Source organism: Falsirhodobacter algicola (assembly GCF_018279165.1).
Classification (GTDB): Bacteria; Pseudomonadota; Alphaproteobacteria; order Rhodobacterales; family Rhodobacteraceae; genus Falsirhodobacter; species Falsirhodobacter algicola.
The window spans coordinates 345,369-361,617 of sequence record NZ_CP047289.1; the positions used below are offsets into that span (position 1 = coordinate 345,369).

At 70.7% G+C, this 16,249-nt stretch carries 14 protein-coding genes and 2 tRNA genes; 7 read left to right on the plus strand and 9 right to left on the minus strand.

What is annotated here, in order from left to right:
• Positions 1–33 precede the first annotated feature (33 nt).
• Together GR316_RS01775 and GR316_RS01780 are read right to left on the minus strand one after the other, a co-directional pair.
• Positions 34–1,383, minus strand: a complete 1,350-nt coding sequence (locus GR316_RS01775; protein ID WP_211784362.1) for a sugar transferase — start codon at positions 1,381–1,383, stop codon at positions 34–36.
• Positions 1,380–2,276: a WecB/TagA/CpsF family glycosyltransferase gene (locus tag GR316_RS01780; protein WP_211784363.1), complete on the minus strand. Its 897-nt coding sequence runs from the start codon at positions 2,274–2,276 to the stop codon at positions 1,380–1,382. The genes GR316_RS01775 and GR316_RS01780 overlap by 4 nt, the downstream gene beginning before the upstream one ends.
• A 307-nt stretch (positions 2,277–2,583) precedes the next feature.
• Between GR316_RS01780 and GR316_RS01785 the strand changes: the two genes are divergently transcribed.
• Positions 2,584–4,011, plus strand: a complete 1,428-nt coding sequence (locus GR316_RS01785; RefSeq protein WP_211784364.1) for a mannose-1-phosphate guanylyltransferase/mannose-6-phosphate isomerase — start codon at positions 2,584–2,586, stop codon at positions 4,009–4,011.
• A gap of 3 nt (positions 4,012–4,014) precedes the next feature.
• Here the strand turns inward: GR316_RS01785 and GR316_RS01790 are convergent, their stop codons facing one another.
• On the minus strand, positions 4,015–5,277 hold the full coding sequence (locus GR316_RS01790; protein WP_211784365.1) for an O-antigen ligase family protein: 1,263 nt from the start codon (positions 5,275–5,277) through the stop codon (positions 4,015–4,017).
• 212 nt (positions 5,278–5,489) lie between these two features.
• Between GR316_RS01790 and GR316_RS01795 the strand changes: the two genes are divergently transcribed.
• From GR316_RS01795 to GR316_RS01815, 5 genes are all read left to right on the plus strand, one after another.
• Entirely contained in the window at positions 5,490–6,413 is a 924-nt protein-coding gene (locus GR316_RS01795; protein ID WP_211784366.1) for a glycosyltransferase family 2 protein, read from the plus strand.
• Entirely contained in the window at positions 6,410–7,552 is a 1,143-nt protein-coding gene (locus tag GR316_RS01800; protein ID WP_211784367.1) for a glycosyltransferase family 4 protein, read from the plus strand. Before GR316_RS01795 ends, GR316_RS01800 begins: the two co-directional genes overlap by 4 nt.
• Positions 7,553–7,610: 58 nt before the next feature.
• Positions 7,611–8,747 (plus strand): glycosyltransferase family 4 protein, encoded by a 1,137-nt coding sequence (locus tag GR316_RS01805; RefSeq protein WP_211784368.1) that lies wholly within the window; start codon positions 7,611–7,613, stop codon positions 8,745–8,747.
• The gene (locus GR316_RS01810) at positions 8,744–10,834 is read left to right on the plus strand and encodes a GumC family protein (RefSeq protein ID WP_211784369.1); all 2,091 of its coding nucleotides are present in this window, start codon (positions 8,744–8,746) and stop codon (positions 10,832–10,834) included. The genes GR316_RS01805 and GR316_RS01810 overlap by 4 nt, the downstream gene beginning before the upstream one ends.
• A 162-nt stretch (positions 10,835–10,996) precedes the next feature.
• Positions 10,997–11,980 carry an NAD-dependent epimerase/dehydratase family protein gene (locus tag GR316_RS01815; RefSeq protein WP_211784370.1) on the plus strand — a complete coding sequence of 328 codons (984 nt, stop codon included), beginning with the start codon at positions 10,997–10,999 and terminating at the stop codon, positions 11,978–11,980.
• 4 nt (positions 11,981–11,984) lie between these two features.
• Here the strand turns inward: GR316_RS01815 and GR316_RS01820 are convergent.
• Positions 11,985–12,066, minus strand: a tRNA-Leu gene (locus GR316_RS01820).
• 124 nt (positions 12,067–12,190) lie between these two features.
• On the opposite strand from GR316_RS01820, the gene GR316_RS01825 reads away from it, so the two are divergent.
• On the plus strand, positions 12,191–13,621 hold the full coding sequence (locus tag GR316_RS01825) for a mannose-1-phosphate guanylyltransferase/mannose-6-phosphate isomerase (protein WP_211784371.1): 1,431 nt from the start codon (positions 12,191–12,193) through the stop codon (positions 13,619–13,621).
• 4 nt (positions 13,622–13,625) lie between these two features.
• On the opposite strand, the gene GR316_RS01830 is transcribed toward GR316_RS01825, so the two are convergent.
• From GR316_RS01830 to GR316_RS01850, 5 genes are all read right to left on the minus strand, one after another.
• Positions 13,626–13,702: transfer RNA gene (locus tag GR316_RS01830), tRNA-Arg, on the minus strand.
• Between the two features lie 43 nt (positions 13,703–13,745).
• Positions 13,746–14,240 carry a GNAT family N-acetyltransferase gene (locus tag GR316_RS01835; protein ID WP_313796677.1) on the minus strand — a complete coding sequence of 165 codons (495 nt, stop codon included), beginning with the start codon at positions 14,238–14,240 and terminating at the stop codon, positions 13,746–13,748.
• Between the two features lie 2 nt (positions 14,241–14,242).
• Complete coding sequence (locus tag GR316_RS01840) at positions 14,243–14,404, minus strand: YqaE/Pmp3 family membrane protein (RefSeq protein ID WP_211784372.1); 162 nt, start codon at positions 14,402–14,404, stop codon at positions 14,243–14,245.
• Between the two features lie 30 nt (positions 14,405–14,434).
• A complete protein-coding gene (locus GR316_RS01845; protein WP_211784373.1) occupies positions 14,435–15,178 on the minus strand; it encodes an alpha/beta fold hydrolase in 744 nt (247 codons plus the stop codon).
• Complete coding sequence (locus GR316_RS01850) at positions 15,178–16,125, minus strand: threonine ammonia-lyase (protein ID WP_211784374.1); 948 nt, start codon at positions 16,123–16,125, stop codon at positions 15,178–15,180. Before GR316_RS01850 ends, GR316_RS01845 begins: the two co-directional genes overlap by 1 nt.
• Positions 16,126–16,249 lie beyond the last annotated feature (124 nt).

Sequence of the window (16,249 nt, forward strand, 5' to 3'; positions counted from 1 at the left end):
GACCTTTTTCGCGCTGTCTGGGGAAGGGCGGCGTCAATACGCGCCGCGACGAAGCAGAACGGCCGGAACCGTCCGCAGAAGGATCGAGAGGTCGAGCCAGAAGGAGCGGTTGTCGATGTAGAACTCATCAAGCTGCTGCTGCTGGTCGATGTCGGCGTCGCTGCGGTTGGAGATCTGCCACAGGCCGGTGATGCCGGGCGGCACGGTGCAGCGTTTGCGGCGGAACTCGGGGCGCATGGCCGCGAGGTGGTATTCGGGGAAGGGACGGGGGCCGACGAGGCTCATCCCGCCGGTGATGACGTTCCACAGCTGCGGAAGCTCGTCGCAGCTGGTGGCGCGCAGAAGGTTGCCGACGACGGGCAGGATGCGCGGATCCTTCTTCAGTTTGAAATGGGCGGCCCATTCGGCGCGGGCGGCCGGATCGTTCTGCAGCACGTCCTGCAGGATGCGTTCGGCGTCGCGGTACATGGTCCGCAGCTTCAGCACGCGCAGCGGGCGGCGGTCGCGGCCCTCGCGCGCTTGGCTGTAGAAGACGGGGCCGGGATCGGCGATCCAGATCGCCGCCGCCGCCAGCGCGATGATCGGCGCGGCCAGCATCAGCATCGGCACCGCCACCGCCAGATCGCACAGGCGTTTCAGCACCGCGTCGCCCCGCGCCGGTTGCGGGCGGGCAAGGCGCAGGCCGATCGTGCCGCCGACATCGGCCGGGCGCAGGCCCGCGATGCGCATCTGCGGCATATCGGCCAAAAGGATCACCTCGCGGTAACGATCGTGCAGGCCGTGGCCCTGATCCTGCGTCACGCCCGCATCCGTCACCAGCACGATCGGCGCGACCGAGGCGGCGGTGGGGATCAGCCCGTATTGCCAGTTGCGGCGGAAGAAATCGTCGATGCGGGGCAGAAGTTCCGGGGCGGCCATGATGTGCACCGGCGCCCCCCACAGACGCAGCGCGTGCAGAAGGCGGCGGGCGGCCAGCCGCGCCGCATGTTGCAGCGGCAGCGCCAGCGCGACGAACAGCGCCAGCGCCGCCGCCAGCGCCGGATCGCGGTCCACCCCCAGCAGCGCGACGCCCAGCACGAGCCCCGCCGCCAGCGTGGCAAAGAGGCTGCGGCGCATCACCTCGTGCGGGTGCAGGCCGCGGCCGGGCAGCAGGCCCGCCCCGGCGCGCATCGCGATGATCAGCGCGCCCGCCACCGCGAACATCCCCGCGCGCGGGGCGGCGGCCGGAACGATCAGCGTGGCGACCGCGAAGGCCGCCCAAAGCGCGGCCGCATCGGCCAGCACCAGCCCGATCGCGCGCAGCGGAAGCCCCGCGCCCCGCATCGCCGCCGGATGCGGCAGCGCGACGGCGGTGGGCAGCGGCAGATCGTTGCGCGGGATCATGAGCCGCTCCCCCGCAGGTCGGACGGCGGCGGGGTGGTGAGTTCGATCGGCGTCATCGTTCGCTCCTGCTGAGTGGGGGAAGGGGACGCATCGCCGTGGAACGGAAAGCTGCGCCAACCGCTGCGCTGCAAGGCGTGCAGGGCAAGGAAGGACGGCACGATGCGGGCATAGCGGCGCCACAGGCGGCGCGGCTCTGTCGCAAGGCGGAAGGCCCATTCGAGGCCCGCGCGCTGCAAACGCGGCGGGGCCTGCGGCTTCAGCCCGGCGTGGAAATCGAAGGCGGCGCCGACACCGATCAGGATCGGCGCGTCCAGCCGGTCGCGCATCCGCGCCATCCAGCGTTCCTGTTTGGGCGTGCTGAGCCCGACCCAGACGATCCCCGCGCCGCTGGCATTGATGCGGGCGGCGATGGCATCCTCTTCGGCGTCCGTCAGCGCGCGGAAGGGCGGCGAGTAGCTGCCCACGAAGCGCAGGCGCGGGAAACGCTGCTGCAGGCGGCGTTCGAGGCGGGACAGAACCTCGGGCGTGGTGCCGTAGAGGTAATGGCCGATGCCGGTGCCTTGGCTCTGATCCAGCACGGCCAGCATCAGATCGGGGCCGTAGATCCGCTCTGCCCAAGGAAAGCCGTCTCGGTGCAGCGCCCAGACGAGGGGCATCCCATCCGGCACCGTCAGCACTGCGCGGTTGTGGATCGCGCCCAGATCGGGGTCCGCGCGGCATTCGATCACGCCATGCACGCCCGTCACGCAGACATGGCCCTTCCGGCGGGCCCGCACCTCGGCCAGAATGCGCTGCGCCGCGCCGCGCAGGGTCAGCGCGGCCACGCGCACGCCCAGCACATTGGTGGACCCGGTCGGGGCAGGCGGCAGTTCGGCAGGCGTCGGGGCGGGCATGTCGATCCTCCGGCATGGCATTTCCCAAAGCCTAGAAGCACCGCCGCGCGGCGTGAATTTGGCCGTTCGGGCGGAAAGGGGCAAAGGTCGCCGCCGAAAGCCGCTGATCCTGCGCAGTTCACTGACCGTTTGTGCCGGGGCATCGCCCATCGGTGGAATGGGGGGCATGGCCTTATTCCCCGCCCACTCGCCCATTGCCGCAATGGACGTACGGGGGCGCGCGGCCAGAATGGCGGCAGGCCCGCCGCCTCGCGGATGGGCGAAGGCACATCCCCGCGCGATGCGGGCAGCACAAGGATCACCAACCATGATCACCCCGGTTCTTCTGTGCGGCGGTTCGGGCACACGCCTGTGGCCGCTGTCGCGCCGCACCTATCCCAAGCAGTTCGCCGCGCTTCTGGGCCCGGACACGCTGTTCCAGTCGGCGGCGTTGCGGATGACGGGGCCGGGCTTCGCCGCCCCGCTGATCGTCACCCATGGCGATTTCCGCTTCATCGTGGCCGAGCAGCTGGCCGCCATCGGCATCACCCCCGGCCCGATCCTGCTGGAGCCGGAGCCGCGCAACACCGCCCCTGCCGTGCTGGCCGCCGCCCTGATGCTGGCCCAGACCGACCCGGAGGGGCTGATGCTGATCGCCCCCTCGGATCACGCCATCCCCGACACCCGCGCCTTCCAAGAGGCGATCGCCGCCGCCGTTCCGGCCGCCGCCTCGGGCCGGCTCGTGAATATCGGCATCCGTCCGACCCATGCGGCGACGGGCTACGGCTATCTCGAACTCAGCGATCCTGCGGCCGAAGGGGTGCAACCGCTGCGCCGCTTCGTCGAAAAGCCGGACGCCGCGACGGCGGCGGTGATGGTGGCGGGCGGCGGGTTCCTGTGGAATGCGGGCATCGTGCTGGCCTCTGCCGCGGCGGTGCTGGAAGCGTTCCGCCGCCATGCCCCGGCCATGATCCCCCCCATCGCCGAGGCGCTGTCGAACGCCGCCTCCGATCTCGGTGCGATCCGGCTCGATCCGGCGGCTTGGGCGCGGGCGGAGAACATCTCCCTCGATTATGCCGTGATGGAGAAGGCGGACAATCTGTCGGTGCTGCCCTTCACGGCGGGTTGGTCCGATCTGGGCGGCTGGGACGCGGTGTGGCGCGAAAGCGCCTGCGACGCGCGCGGCGTCGCCACCTCGGGCGCGGCGACGGCGCTCGATTGCGACGACACGCTGCTGCGGTCGGACAACCCCGCGCTGGAGGTGGTGGGCCTTGGCCTGCGGGATGTGATCGTGGTGGCGATGCCGGACGCCGTGCTGGTGGCCGACCGCGCCCGCGCCGACGAGGTGGGGCAGGCGGTGACCGCGCTGCGCGCGCGCAAGGCGCGGCAGGCGACCTCCTTCCCCCGCGATCACCGCCCCTGGGGCTGGTTCGACAGCCTCGTGCAGGGGCCGCGTTTTCAGGTGAAGCGGATCGTGGTGCATCCGGGTGCCTCGCTCAGCCTGCAGAGCCATCACCACCGGGCCGAACATTGGATCGTCGTGGAGGGCACCGCCCGCGTGACCATCGGCGACGAGGTGAAACTGGTGAGCGAGAACCAGTCCGTCTATGTCCCCCTCGGCGCCGTGCACCGGATGGAGAACGTGGGCAAGCTGCCCATGGTCCTGATCGAGGTGCAGACCGGCGGCTATCTGGGCGAGGACGACATCATCCGCTACGAGGATGTCTATGCCCGCGGGCAGGTCGCCGCGCAGTGACGCTCAGCCTGCCGCGGCGTCCGCGCGGCGGCAGGCCAGCATGATGACGATGGCGCAGACGATGATCCATTGCATGTCGTTCTGCATCATCAGCGTGCTTTCGGTCAGGTTCATGAACAATACCTGACCCAGCAGCACATTGGGCCACAGCCATCCATCGCCGGGCCGCGACAGATGCGCATGAAGCGCCCGGCGCAGCGCCTGCACCAGCACATAGGCCAGCATCCCCCCGCCCAGCATCCCGATGTTCAGCAGCACCTCGCGGTAGCCGTTATGCGCATGGGGGGCCTGCCAGCCGATCGCGTACCAGATCTGCCACGCGATGGAACTCGCCTCCGACCACAGCGCCTGATAGCCGTAACCAAGGAGCGGGCGCGCCGCGATCCGCAGGTCCACCTGATGCCACAGCGGCACGCGCCCCGTCAGCGTCGCATCCTTGCCCAGCGCCTCCAGCAGCGGCACGAGGAAGGCCCCGAGGAACAGCAGCACCAGCGCCGCCACCGCCAGCGCCAGCAGCAGCACCAAGGGTCGCCACATGCCCCGGCAGCGCAGCAGCAGCCGGTGAAAGCCGATCAGCGCCAGCCCCACCATCATCGACATCAGCCCCGTCCCCGACCGCGAGAGCACGAGGCAGACGAGGCTGACCGTGGCCAGCGCGGCCCCGCGCGCGCGAAACCCGCCCTCGCGGTCGAGGGTCATGGCAAAGCCCGCCAGCGCCCCGAGCGAGGCCGCCCATCCCAGCACGTTCTTGTGCAGGAAGATCCCCCGCAGCGCCCCGTCGGCGGGCACCGCAAGATGCGGCGCGGCCACCAGCAGGCCGAGGCTTCCCACCATGCACAGCCCCAGAAGGCTGCCGATCAGCCACATCAACTGCCGCGGCGTGCAGCGCACCGCCAGCACATAGGACAGAAGCAGCGACATCACGAGCGCCACCGTCCGCCGCAGGCTGAGCGAGGGGTTGATCGACCAGACCACCGACATCACCGGCAGCGCCGTCAGCATCAGCAGCGGCAGGCTGCGCTGGGCCGCCGCGATGATCTGCCGGTGATGGCGCACCGCCAGCGTCAGCGTCACGGCATAGACGGGCAGGGTCAGCAAGCGCAGCATCGCGCGCGCCCCCGCCGTCAGATCGCCGTCCGAGGCCGCCGCCAGCATGGGAAACAGCGCCCCCGACTGCAACGCCAGCGCAAGCCAAAGGGCCGCCATCTCGGCCCGGCGCAGGCCGATGCGCAGCGGGGGGCGCGTCGTGTGCAGCGCGATCGTCATGCCGGAACCTCCGTCTGCCGGGAACGGGGCAAGCATAGGCCCCGGAGCCGCGCCGCGACACGCGCCGGATCGGTCAGCCCCTTTCGCCGAGCGGGGGGCGCCCTTCATCCTTTCGGACGCGTCATCCCCCCGCGCCGCGCCTTTCGGCCCGGTTCCGGCCCGCCGCCCGCGCCGTTACGATCCGGGCCGACCATCAGCGGCAGGATAGGCCTATGACACAGCCCCGCATCAGCGTGCTGATCAACAACTACAACTACGGCGCCATGCTTGGCCGGGCGATCGACAGCGCGCTGGCCCAGACCGGCCCAACGGCCGAGGTGATCGTCGTCGATGACGGCTCCTCGGACGGATCGCGCGCCGTGATCGAGGGGTATGGCGCGGCCATCACGGCGATCTTTCAGCCCAATGGCGGGCAGGCCAGCGCGATGAACGCCGCCGTCCGCGCCAGCCGGGGGGAGATCCTGTGCTTTCTGGACGCGGACGATTGGTGGCGCGCGGGCAAGACGGCCGCCGTCGCCGCCGCCTTCGACGCCGATCCGGCGCTGGGGCTGGTGTTCCACCGGCTGGTGCCCACCGCCTCGGACGGGCGGATCGTGAACCGGCCGATCCCGCGCACCCTCTGCGAGGGGGATCTGGCACCGCGGATGGCGCGCTCGGGCGGGGTGTGGCCCTTCCCGATGACCTCGGCGATTTCGGTGCGCCGCTCCGCTTGGGATGCGGCCGGCCCGATCCCGGAGGGGTTCCGCATTTCCGCCGATGCGTGGCTTGTGGGGATCATCCCCTTCCTGCGCCGCGTGCGCGCGCTGCCCGAGGTGCTGGGCCATTACCGCATCCACGACAACACTTGGCACCGGGCCGATGACGCCGCGATGCTGCGCCGCCGCATGGACCATTGGGCCCGCACCGTGACCGAGACGAACGCCTTCATGGCGGGGCAGGGCCTGCACTGGCGGCTCGATCTGGCGGATCATTTCCCCCACCGGCTGGCGGGGGCGCGTCTGGCCCGCATCCGCGCGGCGCAGCGGCTGACGCTGCTGGCGCATGGCCTGCGTTTCGGCGGAGAGCCCCATCCCCTGCGCCGGGGCCGCGATGCGCTGCGGGTGCTGCGCGCCCGCCCGGTGGATGGCGCGGCATGAAGGTCCTGCTGATCGCCCCCGGCCCGCAGGATCACGCCATCGCCGTCGCCAACGGCCTCGTCGGGCAGGCCGAGGTGATCTTTGCCGTCCCGGACCGCCATTACCGCGATCTTGCCGGATGGATCGACCCGGCGATCGAGCTGCACCGGCTGAACTGGCCGCGCACCCGCTCGCCGCGCAACCTGTCGCTGCTGGCGGCACTGACGCGGCTGGTGCGGCAGGTGCGCCCGGACATCATCCATGTCCTCAGCAATACGACGCTGTGGCTGGGGGCGGCGGTGCCGCTGTGGCGGCGCATCGCGCCGGTGGTGGTGACGGTGCACGATGTCACCGTGCATCCCGGCGATCGGGATACCGCGCAGCTGCCCGATTGGGGGGCGCGGCTGATGGTGCGCGGCTCGGACCATGTGGTGGTGCATGGCGAGGCGCTGCGCCGCGCCGCGATGGCGCGGTTCGCGCGCCCCATGTCCGAGGTGCATGTGCTGCCCCATCCCGCGATCACCCGCTATGCCGATCTGGCGCGGGGCATGACGGCCCGGCCCGCCGGGGCGGGGCTGCGCGCGCTGACCTTCGGCCGGATGTTCGCCTATAAGGGCATCGACGATCTGATCCGCGCCGAGGCGCTGCTGGCGGGGCGCATCCCCGGTCTGCACATCACGCTGGCCGGGCGGGGCGACGATCCGGGCGCGCTCTGCCATCTGATGGGCGATCCCGCCCGCTATGACATCCGCGCGCGCTTCATCCCCGATGCCGAGGTGGCGCAGCTCTTTCTGGACTGCGACGTGGTGGTTCTTCCCTATGCCGAAGCCTCGCAGAGCGGGGTTCTGCCCGTCGCCGCGACCTTCGCCCGCCCCCTGATCGTCACCGATGTCGGGGAATTGGGGGCCACGGTCCGCGATCACGGCATCGGGCTAGTGGTGCCGCCGCGCGATCCGGCGGCGCTGGCCGAGGCGCTGGCGCGGCTGGCGGCGGACGATGCGCTGCGGGCCGGTCTGGCCGAACGGGCGGGGCGCTTCGCGGTGGGGCCGATCGCCCCGGCGCGGGTGGGGGCCGCGACCTGCGACCTCTACGCCCGCATCCTGCAAAGGCGCATGTCGCCTGACCGAAAGGACGTGCCCCATATCGGGCGGCCGAATTGAGTTCGGCGGCCGTCCCGCCGAAGCTTGCGACCGAACCGCTCTGCCACAGGACGCTGCCATGCAAGTTCCCGCCTATCGCCTGTCCGGCCCCCCGCCCGCCGAGGAGTCCGTCCGCCACCATGTTCCCGGCGGGTGCGAGGATGGCGGCGGCATCGGCAGGCTGATCGGCTATGTCGTCGAGGCCCAACCGGTGGAGGGCACGCATCTGGTGCAGGACACGCGGGGGCCGCGCTGGCGTCCGCTGCCCTCGGCCCTGAGGCTTGGGGCGGCGATCCTTGCCTTGGCGGGCGACCGCATCCGTCATCCGGGCCGGGTGCAGCATATCCACATCGCCGGGCGCGGCAGCACGGCGCGCAAGCTGATCCTGACGGCGGCGGCGCGGGCGCTGGGAAGCACGCATCTGCTGCACCTGCACGATTTCGATTACGCCGCCGATTTCATCCGCCGCCCGGCATGGCAGCAGCGGCTGATCCGCCACATGTTCCGCCGCGCGGACCGCGTGGTCGTGCTGGGCGAACGGGACCGCGACACCGCGCTGGGCCTCTTGGGCGTTCCGGCGGACCGGGTGAGCATCCTGCGCAACTGCGTGCCCGATCCCGGCCCGCCGCCCGCACGGCCCGATCACCGGATGTGCCGCATCGTGTTCCTTGGACAGCTCGGCCCCCGCAAGGGGGTGCCGGAACTGCTGGCGGCGCTGGCCCATCCCGCGATGCAAGGCGTGCCGTGGCGCGCCACGCTGGCCGGCGGCGGCCCGGTGGAGGATTACCGGACCGAAGCCCGCCGCCTCGGCCTTGGCGAGCGCGTGGCCATGCCCGGCTGGCTGACCGAACCGCAGACCCGCGCGCTTTGTGCGGGGGCGGACATCCTCGTTCTTCCCTCGCATGGCGAGGGGATGGCGATGGCCGTGCTGGAGGGGCTGGCCCATGGGCTGGCGGTGGTCACGACCCGCGTCGGCGCCCATGGCGACGTGCTGGAGCATGACCGCACCTGCCTCTTCGTTCCCGTCGGCGATGCCGAGGCGCTGGCCGCCACGCTGGCCCGGCTTGTCCGCGATCCGGCGCAGCGCCGCCGCATCGCCGAGGCGGGCCGCGCCCTTTATCTGTCCGACATGGCGATCCACGGCTATGTCCGCCGCCTGTCGGACCTTCACCGCGACCTTGCGGCCCCACGTCACCTGCAGGGAGATCCGGCATGAACGACCAATTCCACCCCCGCAGCCGCGCCGACCGTGCGCGCATGCGCCTTGCCCCGCCGCCGCCCCTCCTGCGCGAGGGGGAGACCGAGATCGATTGGCTGCAACTGGTGCGCATGGTGCGCCGCCGCCTGCCGCTGATCGCGGCGCTGACGGCGGGGCTGACGGTGCTGTCGCTGCCGCTGATCCTGTCGCAGGTGCCCGAATACGCGGCCCGCGCGCGGGTGATCCTGTCCCAGCCGCTGCCGGCGACGCTGTCGACCGATCCGAACGATCCGCGGCCCGCCGGCCTCGACATCAGCACCGAGATGGAGCGCCTCAGCGCCCGCAGCACCGTCGAGGCCGTGGTGGCCAAGATGAACCTTGCCGACAATCCCGATTTCGCGGCCCCCCCCGAAGAGCCGGGCCTCGTGCATCGCGCGATCGCGGGGGTCCGGGGGCTGTTCGGCGGCACGGTGGAACCGGCGGCGGATCCCGATCTGGCCGAAGCGGCGCTGCAGAGCTTCTACGAACGGCTGTCGGTGCGGCGCGTCGGCGATACGGGCGTGCTGGAGGTCGGCTTCACCGCGCCCGAACCCAAATTGGCGGCCGATGCGGCCAACACGCTGGTGCAGACCTACGCCACCCTGCGCGACGATCAGCAGCAGGCGCGGCTGACCTCGGCCTCGTCTTGGCTGGAGGCGCGCATCGCCGCCCAAAGCGCGCGGCAGGACGCCGCCCGCACCCGCGCCCAGACCTTCCGCCAGACCCACAATCTTGGGACGGAGACGACGCCCTCGCCGGCGATGCAGACCGTTTCGGCGCTGACCCAGCAGCACGACCGCCTGACCGAGGAGCGCGCGACGCTGACCGCCACGCTGGCGATGATCGGCACGGCCAGCGCCTATCCCGCCACCCCCCTTCCGGGCGAGCCCGAAACCCTGACCACCCTGCGCGCCCAATTCCAGCGTCAGCAGCAGGAGGAGGAGCAACTGCGCAGCCGCTACGGCGACAGCTATGGCGGGGCGGTGCAGGCGCGGGGGCAGAGCGCGCTGACCCGCGATCAGATCGCCCGCGGCGTCGATGCCTATGCCGAGGCGATGCGCTCGCGCCTGTCGGGCCTCGATGCCGAGACGGAGGCGGTGGAGGCCCGGCTGCGCGATGCACGCGCCGGCCTGTCGCAGCAGGGAACGGCGGAACTGGAGATGGCGGGCCTTCAGCGCGATCTCGATGCCGAAACGCAGATCCTCTCGGGCCTCGAACGCCAAGCGCGGCTGATTCAGGCCGAGGCGAGCCTGCCGGTCGTGCAGGTGGAGGTTCTGTCCCCCGCCATGCCGCCTTCGGGGGCCGAAGGGTATGGGCGCAAGGTGTATCTGCTGCTGGCGCTGATGCTGTCGGGCTGTCTTGCCATCCTGTGCGCCGCGATCCTCGAGGTGATGGACCGCACGGTGCGCAGCACCGATCAGTTGCGCGGCGCGGCCGACATCGCCCCTGTGGGGATGCTGCCCGCGCTGCCGGGGCGGGGCGATCTGCTGGCCGCGATGCGCCAGCGCCCGCTTTCGGCCTTTGCCGATGCCCTGCGCGGCCTGATGCTGACGATGGAGGTGTCGAGCGGCGGGGCGATGCCGCGCAGCCTTCTGGTGACATCGGCGCGGGCGGGCGAAGGGGCCTCCACCGTGGCCTCGGCGCTGGCGCTGGCGCTGGCGGCGGGGGGGCAGCCGGTGCTGCTGGTGCAGATCGAACGCGCGCCGGGGGCCGAGCCGCCGCCCGCCGCCGGGATCGACCGTCTGCGCCTGAACGAGATGCCGTCGCAGGCGGGGCTGACGGCGCTTCTGGACCGGGCGACGCAATCGGGCAGCATCCTGATCCTCGATGCGCCGCCGGTCCTGTCCTCCACGGCGGCGCAGCATCTGGCGGGAATGGCCGATCGCAGCCTCTTGGTGGTCCGCTGGGCCGCAACCCCGCGCCGCCTCGTGGAACTGGCGGCCGAGCGTCTGGCCCTGACGGGGGGCGAGCGTGTGCTCTGCGCGCTGAACGCCGTCGATCTGGATCACCATGCCGGCTACGGCTTCCGCGATTCGGTCATCACGGCGCTGCCGCGGCGGGCCTGAGGTCCGCCCCTTCGGGGGGGGACTTGGCCGATCGGATGACCCGCGAGGTCGAACGGCGATCTGAGCGCCGCGCGCCCCCGCCGTTACACTTTCCCGCAGATGCCGCCCGCCCCATCCGGGCGGGCGGCGATCATCAGCCAATCGGAACGGGAGATGTGCGACATGCAGAAGACGGCACTGGTGCTGGGTGCGGGCGGGTTCATCGGGGGACACCTCGTGCGGCGCCTGAAGGACGAAGGGTTCTGGGTTCGCGGCGTCGACCTCAAGCGCAACGAATTCGCCCCGAGCGCGGCGGACGATTTCCGCCTCGGCGATCTGCGCGAACAGGATTTCACCCGCAGCGTCGTCGATCGGCGCTTTGACGAAGTGTATCAGCTGGCCGCCGACATGGGCGGGGCGGGATACATCTTCACCGGCGACAACGACGCCGACATCCTGCACAACTCGGCCACGATCAACCTCAACATCCTCGATGCGCTGCACAAGACGGGGGTGGGCCGGGTGTTCTACTCCTCCTCGGCCTGCATCTATCCGGCGCGCAACCAGCTGGATCCGGACAACCCCACCTGCACCGAGGCCAGCGCCTATCCCGCCGATCCCGACAGCGAATACGGCTGGGAGAAGCTCTTCTCCGAACGGCTCTATGCCGCCTATGCGCGCAATTTCGGCATGGTGTGCCGCGTCGCCCGCTATCACAACATCTTCGGGCCGGAAGGCACATGGCAGGGCGGCAAGGAAAAGGCCCCCGCCGCCCTGTGCCGCAAGATCGCCGAGGCCGAGACCGGCGGCTCCATCGAGGTCTGGGGGGATGGGGTGCAGACGCGCTCGTTCCTCTATATCGACGAATGCGTGGAAGGAACGCTGCGGCTGATGCGTTCGGACTTCGCGGGTCCGGTCAATATCGGCTCGGAAGAGATGATCTCCATCAACGATCTGGCGCGGCTGATCACCGACATCTCCGGCAAGACGCTGCGGATCGAGAACATCCCCGGCCCGGTCGGCGTGCGGGGCCGCAATTCGGAAAACAGCCTGATCCGCGACAGCATCGGCTGGGCCCCGAGCCAGAGCCTGCGCACCGGGCTGGAACGGACCTATGCGTGGATCGACGGGCAGGTGGCCCAGCAGCCCGCCCGTACGGCGGCCTGAGGGGTGGTGCGGGCGGTCGGACTCGAACCGACAAGCCGAAGCAAGGGTGTTTAAGACCCCCGCGTTTACCATTTCGCCACGCCCGCGCGCCATCAGCCCTAGGGCCGGGCGCGGCGCGAGTCAATCGCGCCCGCGCCCGGCGAATCCCCCTCGCTTTCGGGGGCGGAATTGCTCATCCTGCATCGCATGTGCCGATGCAGGAGTATGCCCATGCCGATCGTTCCCGTCATCCTGTGCGGCGGTTCGGGAACGCGGCTGTGGCCGCTGTCCCGCAAGAGCCATCCCAAGCAGTTCACCCATCTGATCGGCGACGTGACGCTGTTTCAGGCGGCGGCGCTGCGCCTGTCGGGGCCGGATTTCGCCGCCCCCCTGATCGCCACCAGCGCCGAATTCCGCTTCGTGGTGCAGGATCAATTGGCGGAGGCGGGAATCGCCCCCGATGCCATCCTGATCGAACCGGATGCACGCAACACCGCCGCCCCGGTTCTGGCGGCGGCGCTGCATCTGGCGGCGCGCGATCCCGATGCGGTGATGCTCGTCTCCCCCTCCGATCATGTGGTGGAGGATGCGGAGCGTTTCGCCGCCGCGATCCGTGCAGGGCTGGAGGCGGTGGCCGAGGGGCGGATCGTCACCTTCGGCATCGCCCCCGACCGGGCCGAGACCGGCTATGGCTGGCTGGAACTGCCGTCCCCTCCGGGCGATGCCGCGCTGCCGCTGACGCGGTTCGTGGAAAAGCCGGACCGCGCCACCGCCCGCGCCATGCTGGAGGAGGGACGCTTCTTGTGGAATGCCGGCATCTTCCTTGCCCGTGCCGCCGATCTGCTGGAGGCCTATCGCCGCCACGCCCCGGCGCTGGTGCCGCCCGTGGCCGAGGCGTTGGAGGGGGGCAGCGCCGATCTCGGCTTCTTCCGCCTTGCCCCCGGCCAATGGGCGCAGGCGGAGGCGATCTCCATCGACTATGCCGTGATGGAAAAGGCGGCGAACCTGTCGGTGGTGCCGTTCCGCGGCGGCTGGTCCGATCTGGGCGGCTGGGATGCGGTGTGGCGCGCGGGGCAGGCGGATGCGGCGGGCGTCGTCACCTTCGGCCCCGCCACCGCCATCGACAGCCGCGACACGCTTTTGCGGTCCGAGCATGAGGGGCAGCGCATCGTCGGCATCGGACTGGAGGGGATGATCGCCGTCGCCATGCCCGACGCCGTTCTGATCGCCCCGATGGACCGGGCGCAGGATGTGCGGCTGGCCGTTTCGGCGCTGAAGGCCGAGGGCGCGCCGCAGGCCGAAACGCTGCCCCGCGATCACCGCCCTTGGGGCTGGTTCGAATGTCTGGGCAAGGGGCCGCGCTTTCAGGTGAAGCGGATCGTGGTGCATCCGGGCGCGTCCCTGTCCTTGCAGAGCCATTTTCACCGGGCCGAACATTGGATCGTCGTCGAGGGCACCGCGCGGGTGACGGTGGATGGCGAGGTCCGCCTCGTGACGGAGAACCAGTCGATCTACGTCCCCCTCGGCGCGACCCACCGGATGGAGAATCCGGGCCGCCTGCCGATGGTGCTGATCGAGGTGCAGACCGGCGCCTATTTGGGGGAGGACGACATCGTCCGGCACGAGGATGTTTATGCCCGCGGACCGGGTGCCAAAGGGTGATCTGTGGCGACCCCGGAAGGAATCGAACCCTCAACCTATCGATTAGAAGTCGATTGCTCTATCCAGTTGAGCTACGGGGCCGTCGCCGTGCTTTGTGCGCCAGCGGCGGCGCGGATGCAAGATCTCACAACATCCGGGTCATGAAGGTGCTGTTGGGATCTTCGGCATAGCTGCCGAAGGGCGGGCAGACGGCGAAGCCGCCGCGTTCGTACAGCCCGCGCGCGGCGGCGAAGCTGGGCTGCGCCCCGGTTTCCAGCGACACTTGGGCGATGCCGTCGGCCGCCGCCTCGGCCAGAAGATGATCGAGCATCAGGCGGGCAAGGCCGCGGCCCCGCTCTTCGGCTAAGATATGCATGGATTTGATCTCGGCATGGGAGGGGTCCAGCCGCTTCAGCGCGCCCATGCCGATCGGGCGGCCATCCTCGCGCAGGACGAAGAACCGGATGGAGGGGGCGGTCAGCCCCTTCGGATCCAGCATATGGTTCGATCCGGGGGGCGTATCGGCATGCATGTCCGCGTGATGGCGTTCCATCAGCAGGGCAAGGTCCGGGTTCAGGGGCGATTCGAGGGCAAAGGTCAGCATGGCGGGCAGATTGCCGCGCCCTGCGTTCCGGCGCAAGATCAGCGCCGCGCGATGATCCAGACCGCGTGCACGATGCCGGGGATGTATCCCAGCAGCGTCAGCAGGATGTTCAGCCAGAACGCCCCGCGCAGGCCCACCTGCAGGAAGACGCCCAAGGGCGGAAGAAGGATCGCGATGATGATACGAACGATGTCTGCCATGACGCTGAGGTAGATCGCGCTCCGCCGCCGTCAATGCCCGATGCGCGCGAGAAAGCCCGTCAGATGATCCGCCAGCGCCTCGGGGGCATCAAGCTGCGGGTAATGGCCCGAACCGCGCATCATCCGGTGATCGGCGCCGATGATCAGCCCGGCGGTTTCGGCCACGAGGTCGGGCGGGGTCACGGCATCGTCGCTGCCCGACAGGACCAACGTCGGCAGGGTCAGCGTGGCGGTGGTGGTGTAGAAATCCGTCCCCTCCATCGCGGCGGCACCGGCGGCGTAATCGGCCGGATCGCAGGCCGCCAGCAGCGCCCGTGCCCGCGCCGCCGCCTCCGAACGCCGGGCGGCGGGGGCGAAGGCGCGCTCGATGATCGGGCCGATCAGCGGCCCCATGTCCGTGGCGCCGGTCTGCGCCGTGCGCCATGCGCGGGTGGCGGGGATGCGCGCGGCGGTGGTCATCAGCACCAACCCCCGCACGAGATCGAGCCGTTTCACCGCCAGCCCCTGCGCGATCAGCCCGCCGATGCCGGCCCCGACCACGACCGCGCCGCGCAGGCCCAGCGCGTCCAGCAGCGCCTCGGCGTCGCGGACGAGCCCGCCCATCCGCCCACCACGCAGATCGGGCCGCAGGATGCGAAATCCCTGCGGCAGCATGGGCAGCACATCCTGCCAGATGTCCGGCCCAAAGCCCAAAGGCGCCAGCAGCACCACCGGCGGGCCGTCCCCATCCGTCCGGTAGCCGATCATCCGGTCCGGCAGCGGCAGCACGGGCATCAGAGCGTTCCGAGCGCGCGGGCGAACATCGCCGCGTCCACATTCCCGCCAGAGGCCGTGACGATCACCGTGTCCGCCTCGGACGGCCGGAAAAGCGCGGCGGCCAGTGCGATGGCGCCGCCCGGCTCCATCACGATCTTCAGATGCTGGAAGGCGAGGGCCATGGCGCGCAGCGCTTCGTTGTCGCTGGCGACGAGGCCGGGACCGGCAAGGCGCTGCAGGATGGGGAAGGTCAATTCGCCGGGGCCGGGGGTGACGATGGCATCGCAGATGGAACGCGCCTCGGCCGGGTTGCCCAACCGCTCTCCGGCGATGAGCGAGCGGGCGGTGTCGTCGAAGAGCTCGGGTTCGGCCGTGCGCACCCGCAGCTTGGAGCCTTCGAGCGCGAGGGCCGTGCCCGCCGCCAGCCCGCCGCCGCCGCAGCAGACGATGACCTCGGCCTCGGTCACGCCCGCCTCGGCGGCCTGTTCGGCGATCTCCAGCCCGCAGGTGCCTTGCCCCGCCACGACCCACGGATCGTCATAGGGGCGGATCATCGTCAGCCCGCGTTCGGTCGCGATGCGCTCGCCGATCTCTTCGCGGCTGTCGGCGTGGCGGTCGTAGAACACGATTTCGGCACCGAGGGCGCGGGTATTGGCGATCTTCAGCGCCGGGGCGTCTTTGGGCATCACGATCACGGCGGGCAGCCCGTGCATCCGCGCCGCCAGCGACACCCCCTGCGCGTGGTTGCCCGAGGAATAGGCGATCACCCCCTGCGCACCCTTCAGCGCCGACACGGCCGACCATCCGCCCCGAAACTTGAACGATCCGGTATGCTGGAGGCATTCGGCCTTCACCAGAATGCGCCGCCCGGCCAGCGCATCGAGCAGCCCCGAAGACAGCAGCGGCGTGCGCCGCACATGGCCGCGGGCGCGGGCGGCGGCGGCTTCGATCATCTCTATATTCATGGCGATGTCCCCTGCTGTCTGGTGCTTTCCCTTGTCCTGACATGCCCGCGCGGCACCGAAAACCCCTTTTCACGCCCCCGAGAGGCACCTTGCCCGCCCGCAGCGATGGGCCTACACCCGCAAA